Annotated in this window: 16 protein-coding genes and 1 pseudogene; 10 read left to right on the forward strand and 7 right to left on the reverse strand. The window is 62.5% G+C overall.

Going from position 1 to position 15,312, the window contains the following annotated elements:
• Nucleotides 1-6 precede the first annotated feature (6 nt).
• Nucleotides 7-1,077 (reverse strand): fatty acid desaturase family protein, encoded by a 1,071-nt coding sequence (locus ACAG24_RS09310; RefSeq protein WP_370472118.1) that lies wholly within the window; start codon nt 1,075-1,077, stop codon nt 7-9.
• Nucleotides 1,078-1,313: 236 nt separating this feature from the next.
• Here ACAG24_RS09310 and ACAG24_RS09315 point away from each other — a divergent pair, with 236 nt between their 5' ends.
• The 7 genes from ACAG24_RS09315 to ACAG24_RS09345 all read left to right on the forward strand — a co-directional run bounded on the left by ACAG24_RS09315 (nt 1,314) and on the right by ACAG24_RS09345 (nt 4,987).
• A complete protein-coding gene (locus ACAG24_RS09315; protein WP_370472117.1) occupies nt 1,314-1,625 on the forward strand; it encodes a WXG100 family type VII secretion target in 312 nt (103 codons plus the stop codon).
• The gene (locus ACAG24_RS09320; RefSeq protein WP_370472116.1) at nt 1,625-1,909 is read left to right on the forward strand and encodes a WXG100 family type VII secretion target; all 285 of its coding nucleotides are present in this window, start codon (nt 1,625-1,627) and stop codon (nt 1,907-1,909) included. Before ACAG24_RS09315 ends, ACAG24_RS09320 begins: the two co-directional genes overlap by 1 nt.
• Complete coding sequence (locus tag ACAG24_RS09325) at nt 1,906-3,219, forward strand: colicin D domain-containing protein (protein WP_370472115.1); 1,314 nt, start codon at nt 1,906-1,908, stop codon at nt 3,217-3,219. Before ACAG24_RS09320 ends, ACAG24_RS09325 begins: the two co-directional genes overlap by 4 nt.
• Nucleotides 3,216-3,515, forward strand: a complete 300-nt coding sequence (locus ACAG24_RS09330; protein ID WP_370472114.1) for a colicin immunity domain-containing protein — start codon at nt 3,216-3,218, stop codon at nt 3,513-3,515. The genes ACAG24_RS09325 and ACAG24_RS09330 overlap by 4 nt, the downstream gene beginning before the upstream one ends.
• A gap of 67 nt (nt 3,516-3,582) precedes the next feature.
• Entirely contained in the window at nt 3,583-3,843 is a 261-nt protein-coding gene (locus ACAG24_RS09335; RefSeq protein ID WP_370472113.1) for a hypothetical protein, read from the forward strand.
• Nucleotides 3,844-4,220: 377 nt separating this feature from the next.
• Entirely contained in the window at nt 4,221-4,592 is a 372-nt protein-coding gene (locus ACAG24_RS09340) for a hypothetical protein (protein ID WP_370472112.1), read from the forward strand.
• Between the two features lie 2 nt (nt 4,593-4,594).
• Nucleotides 4,595-4,987: a DUF6188 family protein gene (locus tag ACAG24_RS09345; protein ID WP_370472111.1), complete on the forward strand. Its 393-nt coding sequence runs from the start codon at nt 4,595-4,597 to the stop codon at nt 4,985-4,987.
• 29 nt (nt 4,988-5,016) lie between these two features.
• On the opposite strand, the pseudogene ACAG24_RS09350 reads toward ACAG24_RS09345, so the two are convergent.
• The 3 genes and pseudogenes from ACAG24_RS09350 to ACAG24_RS09360 all read right to left on the reverse strand — a co-directional run bounded on the left by ACAG24_RS09350 (nt 5,017) and on the right by ACAG24_RS09360 (nt 6,745).
• Nucleotides 5,017-5,672, reverse strand: a pseudogene (locus tag ACAG24_RS09350) (mycothiol-dependent nitroreductase Rv2466c family protein).
• Nucleotides 5,673-5,710: 38 nt separating this feature from the next.
• Nucleotides 5,711-6,499, reverse strand: coding sequence for a maleylpyruvate isomerase family mycothiol-dependent enzyme (locus ACAG24_RS09355; protein ID WP_370472110.1), 789 nt, complete (start codon nt 6,497-6,499; stop codon nt 5,711-5,713).
• 87 nt (nt 6,500-6,586) lie between these two features.
• The gene (locus ACAG24_RS09360) at nt 6,587-6,745 is read right to left on the reverse strand and encodes a hypothetical protein (protein WP_370472109.1); all 159 of its coding nucleotides are present in this window, start codon (nt 6,743-6,745) and stop codon (nt 6,587-6,589) included.
• Nucleotides 6,746-6,761: 16 nt separating this feature from the next.
• Between ACAG24_RS09360 and ACAG24_RS09365 the strand changes: the two genes are divergently transcribed.
• From ACAG24_RS09365 to ACAG24_RS09375, 3 genes are read left to right on the forward strand one after another with little or no spacing between them, the layout of a single operon-like run.
• Entirely contained in the window at nt 6,762-8,003 is a 1,242-nt protein-coding gene (locus ACAG24_RS09365; RefSeq protein ID WP_370472108.1) for an NRAMP family divalent metal transporter, read from the forward strand.
• 29 nt (nt 8,004-8,032) lie between these two features.
• Nucleotides 8,033-8,821 carry a putative hydro-lyase gene (locus tag ACAG24_RS09370; RefSeq protein ID WP_370472107.1) on the forward strand — a complete coding sequence of 263 codons (789 nt, stop codon included), beginning with the start codon at nt 8,033-8,035 and terminating at the stop codon, nt 8,819-8,821.
• Nucleotides 8,822-8,863: 42 nt separating this feature from the next.
• Nucleotides 8,864-9,889: an NADPH:quinone reductase gene (locus ACAG24_RS09375; RefSeq protein WP_370472106.1), complete on the forward strand. Its 1,026-nt coding sequence runs from the start codon at nt 8,864-8,866 to the stop codon at nt 9,887-9,889.
• A gap of 368 nt (nt 9,890-10,257) precedes the next feature.
• Here ACAG24_RS09375 and ACAG24_RS09380 read toward each other — a convergent pair whose 3' ends face one another.
• From ACAG24_RS09380 to ACAG24_RS09390, 3 genes are all read right to left on the reverse strand, one after another.
• Nucleotides 10,258-10,395 carry a hypothetical protein gene (locus tag ACAG24_RS09380; RefSeq protein ID WP_370472105.1) on the reverse strand — a complete coding sequence of 46 codons (138 nt, stop codon included), beginning with the start codon at nt 10,393-10,395 and terminating at the stop codon, nt 10,258-10,260.
• Between the two features lie 293 nt (nt 10,396-10,688).
• Complete coding sequence (locus tag ACAG24_RS09385; protein ID WP_370472104.1) at nt 10,689-12,953, reverse strand: DUF2357 domain-containing protein; 2,265 nt, start codon at nt 12,951-12,953, stop codon at nt 10,689-10,691.
• A gap of 17 nt (nt 12,954-12,970) precedes the next feature.
• Nucleotides 12,971-15,124 carry an McrB family protein gene (locus ACAG24_RS09390; RefSeq protein WP_370472103.1) on the reverse strand — a complete coding sequence of 718 codons (2,154 nt, stop codon included), beginning with the start codon at nt 15,122-15,124 and terminating at the stop codon, nt 12,971-12,973.
• Nucleotides 15,125-15,312 lie beyond the last annotated feature (188 nt).

Genomic DNA, 15,312 nt, shown 5'->3' on the forward strand with positions numbered 1-15,312 from the left:
CCGCACTCAAGAACGGTCAGTAACCGCCAGCTCGTGAACGATCCGCTGCGTCCGGAACAGTTGTAGGGCAAGCGATCCGGTGTTGTAGGGCAGGTCGTACTTCTCGAACAGGGCGCGTACGCGGACGCTGATCTCGGGCAGTCGCCGACTCGGCAGATCCGGGAACAGGTGGTGCTCGATCTGGTAGCACAGGTGACCGCCGGAGATGGCGAGCAGCGGGCCGGCCTCGAAGTTCGCGGTCCCGAGCATCTGGCGCAGGTACCACTCGCCTTTGGTTTCGTCCTCGACGACGGTCGGGTCGAAGTACTCGGCACCGCCGGGGATGTGTCCGCAGATGATGTTCACGTACACCCAGAGGTTGCGGACCACGTTGGCGGTGAAGTTGGCCGCCAGGGTGCGACGCCACCGGCGCAGGCTCAAAGCGGGAAAGAACACGTAATCCTTGCCGAGTTGGCGGAAGATTTTGCCGCGCAGCTTGCGCTTCGCGGCCCCGACAGCTGCGGGTGTGTCATCGGCGTCCCGCTCGGCGCGGATCCCGTGCACCGCGATGCCCCACTCGAAGGTGGCCGCCAACACCAGGTTTCGCAGTGGAGTGAGCAGCAGCTGCCAGCGCCAGGGTTGCTCGTCGGTCACGCGCAGCCAGCGATAGCCGATGTCGTCGTCCATGCCGAGCACGTTGTTGTAGACGTGGTGGCGGTAGTTGTGCGAGTGCCGCCACTGCGCCGAATACCCGACCATGTCCCACTCCCAGGTGTTGGAGTGAATCTCGGGGTCGTTCATCCAGTCCCACTGGCCATGGGAGATGTTGTGACCCAGCTCCATGTTCTCCAAGGACTTCGCGTAGGCCAGCGCCGCGGTTCCGAGCAGCCAGCCTTTCTTGGAGCGGCTGCCGGCGATGATCAGGCGCGCCGATACGTCGAGGGCGCGCTGGAAGGCAATCACCCGGCGGATGTAAGCCGCGTCCTTCTCGCCGAGGGACTCTTCGATGTCGCGGCGAATCGCGTCGAGTTCGTCGGCAATGGCCTCGACGTCGTACTTGCTCAGACGGGTATAGGCGGAGACGTCGGCGATCGCCATCAGGGGGTGTCCTCGGGTGGGGTGCGGCGGTACTGCGGCGCATCCGGGCCACCGCGAGATCAGACCGCAGCGTAAAGGCTGGGAGTTGACTGTGGGTAATCGCGGTTCGATGACCCGGGAAATGGTGACGCGGATCACGCCTGGCACCTGCAGCGTGAGGGCGAATTAGCGACAAGACCCCCTCGCAAAGGCTTTTAGGCTGGAAGCGACTCGGTGACCGACCGCACGAGGAAGCTATGCAACCCCTGAGAGCAGATCTTGACGTCGCGTTCGACATCTCGCGCTCGGTGAGCAACGAGGCCGTCGAACTTCATGACCAGCTTGTGGGCTTAAAACGAGACTGGGACAACCTGGCGCGAGGGTGGTCAGGAACGGCGTCGTCAGCGTATGCGCCCCTGTGGGAGCAGTGGCTCGAAGGCGCAACCATGCTCGTCGACACCCTCGAAGAGCTAGCACACAAGCTCGCAGTCACCGCCGGCGAGTACGCCGATCAAGATGCTCAATCGGCGTCCGTGATCTCCTCGGTCGCGATCGAACGTCAGCTCTGATGCGGTACCGGGTTGAACTTGCGGAGCTTCTCGCCTTCGTCGACCGCCTACAGGCCTTCGAGTCACGCGCCGAAGCCAGCGCAACCCGCGTGGATGAACAGGTCGCAGCGCTGCACAACACGTGGTCGGGTGATGCCGCAGACGCGCATCGGACCCGCCACCAGGACTGGATGGACGCAGCCACACAGATGCGTGACGCGCTCGCACAGCTTCGCGCTGCCGCACACAACGCGCACCGCAACTACACCGACGCCGCACAACTCAACGTGGACATGCTGAGGTGACTGAGCAGGACGTCGATCCCGACACGTTCTACGCGGTCGGGAAAGGCCTGTACGAGAAGGCGGGCAAGCTCTACGACGCCTTCAGCGTCAACGTCACCCTGCTCGGTGAAACCGGATCGATGGCAGGGACGGACGAAGCGGGAACCGCCTGGGCGGCGTCATACGATCTGCGCGCAGCTGAAATCCTGTGCGCTGTCAACGATCTCACCAAGGCAATGGAAAACTACGGCGGGGTCGTCATCCAAGCGGGCCACAACCACGCGATCGCGGAACACAATGCGACACCAGGCAATCGAGGCCCTGCGCCTGCCATACCACCGGAGCCTGCGAGTACGGCGGGTGTGCTGTCCACTCCCCCGTCTGCGGGCGGCCCGGGGTCCGGGCTTCTCGACAACGTCGGATTGATGGCGCAGGTCGGTGTCCCGGTGCCCGATGGTGACACCGACAAGGTGTCCAAGGCTGGGGATGCGTGGGATCGCCTCGCCACGGTGTATCAAACGACAACGGTTGCAGAGGGACTCGGTGTCGATGCTCGTGCGTTCAGTGACACCAAGTCGCCTGAGGTCGAGTACATCGTGCGCGATCTTGAGGAACTGCAGAGTGCGACGTCGTCGGTGTTGGACGCGTGCGCGGAGTTGGCGCAGTCATGCCGGGACTACCGCTCTGCGCTAGATGACCTGCGCACGCAGCTCGAAGGCATTCTCGAAGACTTGGCGGTCGAACTTGCGATCACCGCGGCGGTGGGCGTTGCGGCGTCGTTTGTGTCGTTCGGCGCGGGCGCGGTCGCGGCGACGGCCAAGGCCGCGCATTCGGTGACGCGATTCGCGCGCATCATCGCCGATGCTGTTGCGGCTTGGAAGATTTCGAAGAACATCAGCACGGGTGTCAAGCGCGCTCAAGACATCGTCGGGGTTCGTACCAAGCTCCAGCGGATCAAAAATCTGGGACGGAAGAACAAGCCCGAGGAGAAACCTCCTGTCGGGCCGGGCGTAAAGCTTGTCGACGAGACACCCTTGACGACGCCTCGATCGCAGGTCGAGAAGAAGTTCCACCACGCCAAAGATTTTGGAGTAACAGAATCGCGAGGCAAGGCTGGCTTTGAGAGCTTCGAACGAGCAGTTCGATCTCACGTTGATGACCCCGCGACAGTCCACATCAACGGCACGTATAGAGGCGACTCAGCGATCATTAATTACAATCCAAACTCAGGCTTGGCGGTCATCCAGAAGCCGTCGGGCGAATTCGTCAGCGGCTGGCGCCTGGCACCTGAACAGATAAACAACTTACTTCAGCGAGGATCCCTCCGATGACGCTCAGGAATGATCGACTTCCCGATATCACATCGCACATCGAACTGATCGACCGATTCCTTGACGGTTCGATCGCCGCCCCGGAGTTTCAGTTGTCTTTTCTCGAAGCGATTAAGTCCGAACCCCGAATATTGGGCGACCCGGTCTTCCCAATACTTCAAGAGTTGTTCGAGGACGCTGACGCCTACGTCGAGTACCCCCACCTTCGCGACGCGCCCGATGATCTCGACGATGAACAACTGCACGAGTGCGCCAGTCGTGCTCGGCAGGCACTCAGAGACCTCGGATACGCGTAGCGCCTCCGTGCGTCGTCTGCGGGAACGCCTGGGTTGGCCTACCTAGCGGATCTAGAGGAGGAGTCCGATGAGAAGCAGCTTTCACTTTCTCGACGCCAACGCGTGCGATCTTCTCAATGATGTTCTGAGCCGCCGTGACCCCGCTTTACACGAACGCGTTCGACGATTGGACACCGTGTCGGCGTCAGATGCGGAGCTGATTATGGCGGCACTGAGTGACGAGCTCACGAACAATCTCGACGAAGAGTGGGAACCAAACGAGTACGGACGAACCGTCAGCTCGTTGATGGCCGCGTTCAATCGCGCTCGCATTGCGGAATGGCCGTGACAGGGCGGGCAGTATGGCGGCCGATCTCCGCAGACGAGAAAGCCGTCATCCGAACCATCCTGTCCCGAGCCGCAATTCGCGGCGCCCGCGTTCTCCTAGACCAGCTCGACCGCGCAATGGTGTCGCATTCAGCAGAGTGGGTTCTCCACGTGACGGTCCCAGACACCCGACAGGGTTCTCCGTTACCGAACGGGCCGATTCCCGCACGCTCGTTCGTGTCGAGTAGCGCGACGTATCACGGCTCATCGTCTGGATTACCGATGGCCGCGTGTCGGGGTTGGAATACGCCTGGATCGGCGCGAAACCCCCAACCCGATGGCCGAGGCCCGATGAGATCGACGTCGTGACAGAAACGGGCGGGATCGGAACCTGAGCCCATGATCGACTACACAGCTCTGCCCAGCCTCGCCGGCGTCTATCTGGAAGACAGCTACGTACTGGAGATCATCGAATGCCGGGATCGATTGGTCTTCAACCTTGATGCAGTCTTGACTCCAGAGCACCCCGCCTACCATTCCCCTCTACCGGGCGAGCACTACTGCTACACGGCTGCGAGCCTTGTCTTTCCCGATGTTGGACACGTCGAGTGGGTGAACAGGTCGGCGTGTCGCTTCACCGACGCGACCGGCGCGATGGATTTGGGAAACATCGACTCGCTCACGGTAGAGGGCAACCTCTATGCGGTAGAGGGTGATTGGGGCATGGTACGGATCCAGAGTTCACCACCGCGGATCGACCTTAAGGTGTAGGCGTGGCACCGGTAGATCTCGAACTGAACGGCCGACGGGTGCAATCGGTCCTGATCGAAAACTCCGTCGTCTTCGAGCTTTCTGGGGGCTGCTTCATAGTGATCCAGTCGCGGATGAGGATCGAACGCGCGACTGGTGCAAGGACTCTGTTCGCCGAGGAAGACCCAGACGAGGAACTCCAGCCGATTCGTGAGCTGGTGGGATCAACCATCGACGAAGCGACGGTGGATCCCGCCGGCGCGCTCCGTGTTCGTTTCAGCGACGGAACACGCTTGCAGGTGGAGCCTGACGACGCCTACGAGGCGTGGAACGTGTCAGGCCCGAATGGCGCGCTGACCGTCTGCACACCCGGCGGCGCGTTGGCGACGTGGAGTAAGAACAACCAGCGCATCTGACACGGTGTCGGCAGGCAACTACCCGCGCCTCACCGGAGGTCGTCGAAGCCGACGACCTTGCCGCGATTGATCGAAACCCAGTCCCTGGCCTCAAAATATGAGCGGAACGTCTCGGCGATCGCCTGCTTGTCGGAGGCGGTCTTCGGTCGCTGCAGCTCGTAGAGGTGCGGGAACTCCGTCCACGCGATGACGGCATCCCACAGTCGCAGTCCGCGTCACCGGTCGGCGGGTCGATGAGCACCGGGCCGAACAGGCACTGCCCGTCGGGGAAGAACAGCGTGGGCACGCCGTAACCGCCGGCATCGACGACGCGGTTGTGATCGTCCATGACCTCGTCGCTGGTGGTCGGGTCGGCGATCGCCTGGTCGACCAGCTCCGGATCGAAGCCCAGTTCGTCGAGAAGGTGTCGCGCGACAGCCTTTTCGTGCGGTTTGTGTCCGTCGACGTGCAACGCCCGCGCCGCCCGTTCGTACCACGCGTCGACGGCGGCCATCGACTGCCGGCGCAGCAGCGCGCCGATGCGCATCATCGACCAGCCGTAGGACCACTCCCGCTCCCAAGGGTGCTTCTTGCCCTCCTGGTGGTTGATCTCCTCGAGGCTGAAGAAGCGCCAATTCACCTGAAGGCCGTTATGGTCGCGCACCGTGCGAATCCACCGCGACGTCTGGTAGGCGTACGGGCACATGACGTCGAAGTGAAAATCAACGGCCACAGGGGGATTCGTCACATCGTGAACCTCAGGTTGCGGGCGGCACGGTCGCCGAGTTCGTCGTCGCCGGTCCAGCTGATCTTCCCCGCATCGATTTGTTCCTGCGGATCGATGCGCCCGCAGGCGAGTTGGATGAACGTCGTCGAATCGGTGGTCACCACGACGTCGGGGTCGGCGAGGTGGTCGACCTTGGCGGCTCGCCCGTTGACGGCGACGTGCAGTTGGCGGGTGAGCGGCCCGGTTAAATCAAAGGTGATGCTCTTGCCGTCGGGAACCCCGATCTTCTTCCCAACGATGTAGCCGATCGAGTTTTCGATCTGCGCCAACGACAGCTCCGCGCCGACACCCGAATCGTCCGCCGTCCGCCCGAGAGGCGTGGTGATGTCGCGCTCGTGGACCCAGAAGTCGAAGACGCGGATCGCCAGGAAGCCGCCGTAGGTTCCGGGACCGACGGGCGTCCAGGAGGGCCGGCGGAAGTCGTCATCGGTCAGGGCTGCCAGGTCGCGACGCCGCGCGTCGAACACGCCCCGAACCTTGTCGAGGTAGGGCGAGGAGTCGGCGAGGAACTCTCCTGCGCGTTCGAACGACGGCGGCGTGGTGTCGTCGTCGGGGAGCCAGCCCGTCATGGCGGCCTCGATGCTGGCGACGTGGTCGACGACACCGCGGACCGTCCAGTCCGGGCACAGTGACTGCGTCTGCCATTCGTCATCGCTGAGGTCAGCGCAGAGTGCTTCGTAGGTGTCGAAGCAGTGCTCCAACGCGCCGCGTATCTCCGCGGGGCTGGTGATGTCGGGGCTTCCCATGCGCGATCTCCTTCGGTGTGAGCATGGGCAGTCTGCCACTTTCGGCGCACCGCCTCGGCAGATTGGTGACCACTGTGCGCCGGTGCGTTACACCTCGACGAGTAGTGGGCACAGCGCCTCGCGAAGAGAGATGCCGAACGATTCGGCGATCGGCTCCTCGGGTAACCGGGCACCGGGACGGAACAGCCGGCCGCGATGTGGCGGATCGGCAGGACGCCACAAGCGGGAAAGACCGGTAACAGCCACGGTGAGGATTCGACACATGGCCACTCCCGAAGGACAACCATTGAACCCGTCCGTCGACACTGCTCCGAAACCCTCGGAACCCGCCAAGACCGCGCTGCTCGGCGCGATGTTCTTGATGGCGACCAGTGCGGTCGGCCCGGGCTTCATCACCCAGACCACGGAATTCACGGTCGAACTCGGCGCGGCGTTCGCCTTCGCAATCCTCGCGTCGATCGTCATCGATTTCGCGGTGCAGATGAATGTGTGGCGGGCGATCGGGGTGGCGGGGATCCGCGCCCACGAACTCGGCAACAAGGTCCTCCCCGGCATCGGCTACGCCCTCGCCGCGCTGGTGGTCGTGGGCGGGCTGGTCTTCAACATCGGCAACACCAGCGGCGCGGGATTGGGCACCGACGCGATGTTCGGACTCGACCCCCGCATCGGCGGCGCGGTCTCCGCGCTCATCGCGATTGCGATCTTCCTGAGCAAGCGGGCCGGCATCGCCCTCGACCGGATCGTCGTGGTTCTGGGCGTCGCGATGATCGCGATGACCGCCTACACCGCAATCGTGTCGCGTCCCCCGCTGGGGGAGGCACTGCGTAACACCGTGCTGCCCGAGCAGATCAGCTTTCTGGCGATCACCACGATCGTCGGCGGAACCGTGGGCGGCTACATCACCTACGCCGGCGCCCATCGCCTCCTCGACACCGGCATCACCGGGCCACAGAACGTCGGCCGCATCACGACCGGGTCGATGTACGCCATCATCGTCACCGGCATCATGCGCGCGCTGCTGTTCCTGGCCATCCTCGGCGTGACCGCCGGCGGGGTCAGCCTCGCCAGCGACAACCCCACCGCGTCGGCGTTCGAATACGCCCTCGGCGCCGCCGGCGGAATCATCTTCGGCGTCATCCTATGGGCGGCGTCCATCACGTCGGTGATCGGCGCCGCGTACACGTCGGTGTCGTTCCTGACCAAGTCGACCACCCCGCGCCGCAGGCAGAACATCCTGACGGTCGGATTCATCGCCCTCAGCGCCGTCCTGTTCGTCATCCTCGGCGCCGCACCGGTGACGCTGCTGGTGTTCGCCGGCGCCTTCAACGGCCTCATCCTGCCGATCGGGTTCACCGTGGTGTTGTGGGTGGCCTGGGTGCGCCGCGATCTGCTGGGTGGTTACCGCTATCCGATGTGGCTCAAGGTCGTCGGCCTGGTTGTGTGGTTGCTGACGCTGTACCTGGGCTGGAACTCGTTGAGCGGCCTGTCCGCTCTGTGGAGCTGACCGACCAGCATGGGAAACCGAACACTGCAATGAGTCCCGACGAGAGCATGACCTCTCCTGCGGAGGGGCGACGGCGTTTTCGTGACGGTCTCGTGACCCCGACCGCCGGCTGGTCGGCCGGATATGCGCAGGCGAATCTGATTGCGGTGCCTCGCGACTACGCGTTCGATCTGATGCTCTTCGCGCAGCGCAACCCAAAGCCGTGCCCGGTCCTCGACGTGCTCGAAGCGGGCCAATACGCGGGTCCGCTGTTAGTCGACGGCGACATCCGGACCGACATTCCGGCCTACCGCATCTATGTCGACGGCGAACCCGTCACCGAAACGACCGACGCCACGGAGTACTGGACCGACGATCTGGTCGCGTTCCTGATTGGTTGCAGCTTCAGTTTTGAAGCGGCACTGCTGGATTCGGGCATTTCCCTGCGCCACATCGAAGAGGACGTCAACGTGCCGATGTACCGGACCGACCGGCCGTGCCGCTCGGCGGGGCGGATCAGCGGCCCGCTGGTGGTGTCGATGCGGCCCCTGCCGCCGGAGCAGGTGGCCGACGCCGTGCGCATCACGTCCCGCTACCCGTCGGTGCACGGCGCCCCGGTGCATGTTGGCGATCCCGCGGGGTTGGGCATCGCCGATCTGTCCGCGCCGGACTACGGGGACCCGGTGAGCATCCGCCCCGGGGAGATCCCGGTGTTCTGGGCGTGCGGGGTTACCCCGCAGGCCGCGGTCATGCAGTCCCGCCCACCGCTGGCCATCGGTCACGCGCCGGGCCACATGCTGATCACCGATCTGCGGGACAGTGAGCTCGTGGTGCCGTAGGGCAGGGGAACATGTTTCGCCGCGCCCCGCGTTGTGCGTCCCATGAAGGCAATCACCTACTCCCGCACGGGCGACAGCTCGGTTCTCCGACTGCACGACCATGAGATCCCCGACCCCGACGCCGGGCAGGTACGGGTGCGCATCGTGCTTTCCGGTGTCAACCCCACCGATTGGAAGCACCGGAAGGGCGCCGGACCGGGTCAGCAGCTGGAGTTCCCCGAGGTGGTGCCTCACCATGACGGCGCCGGAGTGGTGGACGCGGTCGGTGACGGTGTCACCGACTTCGCGGTGGGTGACCGAGTCTGGGTGTTCATGGCCCAGCACCAGGGTCCGGACGGTACGGCCCAGGAGTACGTCGTTCTGCCTGTCGCGTCGGTGGTCCCGCTGCCCGATGCCGTCGGATTCGACGTGGGGGCGAGTCTCGGGGTGCCGGCGATCACCGCACACCGCGCGCTCACGGTGGCTGAGGGCTGGCCGTCACGGCTGGCGCCCGGAACGCTCGCCGGCGCGACGGTACTCGTTGCGGGCGGCGCCGGGGCGGTCGGCCACGCCGCCATACAGCTGGCCCGGTGGGCCGGTGCGCGCGTCATCACCACGGTCAGCACTCCGGAGAAAGAGGCGCTGGCGGCCTCGGCGGGCGCCCACCACATCGTGAACTACAAGACCGGTGACACTGCCGCGGCCATCCGCGAGGTCGCGCCAGACGGGGTCGACATCGTGGTCGAGGTCGCCCCAGGGCCGAACGCCGCGCTCGACGCGGCCGTGCTGTCGAACCGGGCGACGATCTCGATCTACGCCAACGACGGTGGCGCCAGTGTGGAACTCGACATCATCGCGAACATGTGGGTGAACGCCCGCTACCAGTTCCTCGTGCTGTACACCGTCGGCGAGGTCGCGCTGGCGAACGGCCGCGACGACGTAGCCGCTGCGGTCCGCGACGGGGCGATGGAGGTCGGCGAAGCCAACGGGCTTCCCGTGCACTACTTTCCGCTCGGGCAGACTGCGGCGGCGCACGACGCAGTCGAGAGCGGAGTGACCGGCAAGGTGCTCATCCGGGTGAGTGAGTAGCGGATCGGCTGGGCCCCGATGCAATCGCCGATAGGAATGACGGACTGGGCACCAGTCGTTCTCGATAACTCCTATGCGGGTCTTGACCCATGCGAAGCTGAACTTCCCATTCACCCTGGAAGCTGGTGGCCGCAATGCGCGACGAGGACCTAACCGCTTCCGCTGGCAGCCCTCATCGCCATTTCAGTCGCGCTCAGTGCCAGAGTTCTCGTCGGTCCGCGCGAAGTTGGCGGGAGGCGATGTAGTCGCACTGATCGAGGTCCTAAGAAAGAAGCTCGGGCAGGTCTCAGAAGCGAAGCTCTTGGCAAGCGCCCGCTCGTTCCAGTTACCGTACGTCGCCTGGCGGGTGTGTCGGGGGCAATAGAGAGCTACGACTCGCAGGCGATGCCGTTCCCGTCACGATCAAGGTCGTATATGTCATCTCCGAGCACCTGCACCGGCCCCTGCACGTAGGACGGGCCGTTGCCGCTACCACCCGCGCAGTCGACGTCACTGTCTACCGGCACGCAGCCCGAGTAATTGGGGTCACACGACGAGGTCTGCTCTTGAACTCTGGGCAGCGCAGGTGCCTGCTTTACCAGGTTGCCGGGAGTGGCATCTGCATTCGCTATAGGTGCTGCGAGGGCTGTTGAAGCGCACGCTATTGCCAAGATTGCTAGTCGATTACCCATGCAGCACACGGTAACCAATATCAAAGAACAAGGCGCGCAAAAGCCAATTTACGAATCTAACTATTTGCGAGTGCGCTTGATGACCTTCGCTCCTCTGCGCCTTTCGCTAGTCACCCGAGCCTCAGTTGCTAACACCCCGTATGGTCTCCCTGGTCGGGCGACGCTGCCCGAACCACGTCCCACCACGTTCTTACGACCGGCGCGCCCGGACGGTCGTGGGCGGTCAAAATCCCGACATCGATTAGGTGTGCCCAGGCAGGTAGGTGTTCGACGAAGTCAAGATCGGCGACGAAATAGATGTCTCCTTGCGGATCCGGATAGCCAGTCGCCTTCAGTTCTGCTGCTGTCGCCGGTCGCCAGCGTGACACCTTCGCCGCATGCGTCACGTGCAATGAATCGCTCTCGTTCTCGTATAGGAGAAGCACTCCGGCACCGAGCTCCCGCCCGCCAATCTCGACCGCCCCACTACGATCTCCCGCGCGAATGTTGTACTGGCGCATCTGTTCTATCCACTGGCGGTGTTCTGGACTTCGGACAAAACCGAGCAGCACATCCGTGTCGGCAGGAGGCCCGTCGAGGAAATCAGTTGTCAGTTCTGACGAGAACGACGGCTCACCAGGCCGATTCACCGTCGCGCTCCAAAATCGAGCCCTCTCGTGACGTGTGACTTGACTCGCGACATGGTCGAGCACATCGCTCAGGAATTGGTCGAGAGCTTGTGATGAAGACGGAAGTCCGCCACTGGTTGGCCTGAGCGGAAATGCGCCCAGGCCGGGCAAGACTTCCTTGAACCCAGGATGCCGGCGAATGTCTTTGATTTCCGAACCGGGGTACAGCACATACGCTCCCGCTGTTCGCACAATCGCATCTCGATACGCGTGCATCTTGAGCAGGTCGTCCCTCTTTGCGCTACCGGAAGACATCAATTCCTCGGGAGACTCAGCCGAACCAGATCGTGCCGTCGGTTGACTGAGCAGATTGTCTACTCGGTACTTGGCATCAAAGTGCAACCAGACCTCGAGTTCCTGCGGGGGAACTCGCGAAGGAATGCTGCCTTCTGGCCGTAATCGCACTGAGCAATCAGGGCGCATCGCTTCACTCCACGACCCTTTCCGCTCGTCGAATCCGGAGAAGGATCGATTGAAGAAGGCCTCGACATGAAGCGGGCGGCCGCCTCGTTGAATTGACCATTGCAGCTCCGACGCGTAGCCCGACGACATCGTCAACGACATACCATCACCGGAGGCGGTGAACGCACGTGCCGTTCGGTCCTCCCCGCACACCCGCCCGAGCGAATCCACCAGCGCCAAGAAACACCACAGCTCGTAGAGTGTTGCGACGTTTCGTTGCGAAGCTGCAAAGACATCGGTGATGCCTGCACGATCTATGTGAACTGTGGGCCCGACTTCCGTCATCGCGAATGTCCGGAACACCTCGCGATAGCCCGCGCGTTTCAGGAGAACTTGATCAGAGGTGGGCATCTGCCGGAGCGAGCTGACTTCCTTGAAAACCGGGTGCGCCAGATATTCGTCAAGCAGCGCACCAACTTCGGAAGCGACTTGCTGTCCACGACGTAGTGGCCCGGATTCAACGCTCTGCGAAGCACGAGCTAGCACGTCCTGCAGTTCCAGCGCGACGGCCCGCCAACGTTCCAACGCAAACTTGATGAAGCGGTTCGCCGCGCTGTCCACACTCGATTCGGCTCGATCCCGGATGAGAGCAGCAGGTAACGATGCGAGCACAGCCGAACTGCCCGCCCAAGGCACTCGTCGACCCGACGCACATACTGCACGACCAAATGCGGCCCCCGCCGGGAACGGCGATCCAAGCGGTCGTACCTCTTGCTCCGAAATCCAAATACGGTGCGGCTGGGATAGAATCCGAGCGATGGCGGCCTCGAACGCCGGATCCTGAAGGTAAGAGGCGATCATCGCGAATCGGAGATAAAGCAGATCAGTAGGAAGCTCACTTGGCGCAAGGGCGACCAAACTGGGGGCAAAGCCCTGCAACACCGCCTCAGCAGCGAAAGCAGAGATATCCGTGAGCATCTGGCGATACTCAGTCTCGTGGTCTAATTTGACTGCTAAGACGTCGACTTCAGTCGTGCCGGTCAGGCCCTTTTCGAGGTCAGCGACTCTAATCCGAAGGCAGCCAACGTTCTGACGTGAAAGCAACCGGCCTCGCTTGCAGCTGTCGTCATCGACATCAAAAAGCTCGCGAGGCTCGACGTCGACACGCAGTGCATCAGCGAAGATTTCGTATCGATATGTCGCTGCCTCACGAAGGGCCGAGCCTCCGCGCGGCGACGGCATGATGTCCTGTCGCCCTGGAAGATTGGCCACCACTAGCTCGCCAACCTCCTTGCCGTCGTGATCACACAGCTTGAGTCGCAACGGTTCCCGATACATGACTACTCGGCGAAACTGACAAATTGATTCGCCCGCACCGACTCGGTCATGCGAACAACCTTGCTGTGCGTCAGGGGCAACCGCGGGATGGTGCCGGCGCCGGCTGCAAGCGTCTCCAATTCATTCAGAATCGGTTCAACCCGTCTGCGTGACCCGTGGACTTTCGGCAGAACCTTCTGCATCATCGCCAAATCGAGTGCTGTATTGGCATCGGTATCTCCCGTCGCCGCATAGAACGCACAGAACCGAAGGATCTCGTACAACGCACGGTGCCCGAATTCCTGGTTGGCGCTCGCCAATATCCGGTGCACCTCGCGAAGTACCGAAACGATCTCATCGCGGGAGGGATGCGGATACTCTCGCTGCCAATCGTCTACTTCCGCTAACGAGGCAAATGCCCGTACCTTGCGATCTTCCCCAGCCTGGGCGGCTACGGGACGTCGAAGCTCCGCGTCGAGTTCTTCAGCAGTTATTCGAAACTCGAAGGTTGAGGCTCTATCTAGAACCTTCGGCGAGAACATGTAAGTCGTCTCATCTACGTTGACCGTTCCGACAACAAACAGGTTCCTAGGCAACGGTAGTCGTTGTGCCTCGACGTCCCGCAGGACCCATTGCCGCGATTCTCTGTCGAAGACCAAGTCGGGCAGCACGGGGCGCCGCGACTCGACGCCTGACAAGAAGTCTGAGAAGTATCGCTCGACGTGAGCCAGGTTCATCTCGTCGAGAATCAGCAAGTAGGGATGCGCAGGATCATTTGCTGCGCGAAGGACGAACTCAAAGGCCTCCGGCACGAACCACACTGGAGCTCCGGATGATGATGTCCGCAGCGCATCTTCGTAACCGAAGATAAATTCCGGCCCCGTCCAGTCAGGCCGAACCGGGACCACGACGTGGCGATGGCGTCCATGTTCATCGGTGCCGAACCACTCGCCGAGTCTCATCGCGAGCTGGGTCTTTCCTGAACCAGCGAGACCGGTAAGGATCGCGAAGGGTTTGGCCAGCAGGCTGCTGACGAAAGATCGAATGAGTTGTGAGCCCGCCGGGAATTGAAGTCCTGAGGCATCAACCGCGTCAGCGAAGTCTCGGAAGAGTTCGGACGGTGTCGCCGCCTCCGTCGGTACTTCGGGTGAAGGTGCGATGGCCGAAATCTCAGGCAAGTGCGTCGCGAGTTCTGGGAATCGTTGGGCAAGCTCACTGACGAAATCATCCCGAAGCCCAACGAGATAGACCTGCTGGACGGATCCGCTGACTGTGAAGGGGGAACCATGCCTGATTCGGGCACTTTCATCGATAGCTCCCAACGCTACAGGCTCATTCAGCTCTCTATACTTTGTCGCCACCAGCCGCCCCTCGACTTCCCACGCTTGGTCATCCAGTGGATTTGGCGCAGGTCTTGCTCTTGCGCTTACATGGCTTGCGGCTCGGAGTGAACCATTGCTGTAATGGAGTACAACATCACCTTCGCGAACTTCATCCATTGAGTCCCAGTGGTACTGCGGGCGGCCGGCCCTGTTGAGCATCGGCGCCCAGAGAAACCCACCGTCGCGCTCTTTCGTATAGGTCGCGCCTTGATTTACCCACCAGACCGCGGGCCTTCGTCCCGAAAACGACGCCCCTGCCTCGGTCAAGTCACCTCTCCTATCAACAAGCCCACTCTCGATGAGCAGTTCTCTGTATCGAGCCCCCTGCGATTCGAAGGTCCGTTCCGCCTGCCACTGGTCTGACCCTGCACGCCCAGCGAGCGTGCGCCCTAGGTCGTCATTCGACCAGTCCGGCGTCAATTCCTCCACAACCTGCAGAGCAATTCGAACTTGGTCGGCCAGGTCAGCACTTCCGCTGGACAGCTGGCGACGAAGAATGCCAGCCTGGGTCTGATTAACAATCCAGGGATTCGCAAGATCGACACACTCGGCGTATTCGTCACCAGCATCAGTAAGTGTCCACCGACGGTCGGATTCCGACACCATGCCGAGCATGCGCGCGTACCGAAGACAGTCGCGTGCCCGCCGCTCAGGATTCTCAAATGGGCCATCGGATTTGAACCGTTGTGCTGGCTCGTCTCCGAGAAGCTCCTCGATGGTCGCCGAGTCAAGCTCGCGGAGCCGAGCGAGGAGCAGATTTCCGTAGCTGAACTTCAGGGTCGGAATAGCCAACACGATCTCAGGCTAGTGGGATGCGCGAGCCTACATCTGTGTGTTGGTCGTCTTCCGTTGCCGAGACCGGTCTTTACCCTCCGGTGGGGGAGGCTGACGCCCCAGCGACCGAAATAACCGCTTCGGATATCAACACAATGAACGGTCTGGTCTGATTTCTCAGGCGAGAGCCCCGGACTACTACCGCCGTT

The organism is Mycobacterium bulgaricum (assembly GCF_041287165.2).
In the GTDB taxonomy this organism is placed as follows: domain Bacteria; phylum Actinomycetota; class Actinomycetes; order Mycobacteriales; family Mycobacteriaceae; genus Mycobacterium; species Mycobacterium bulgaricum.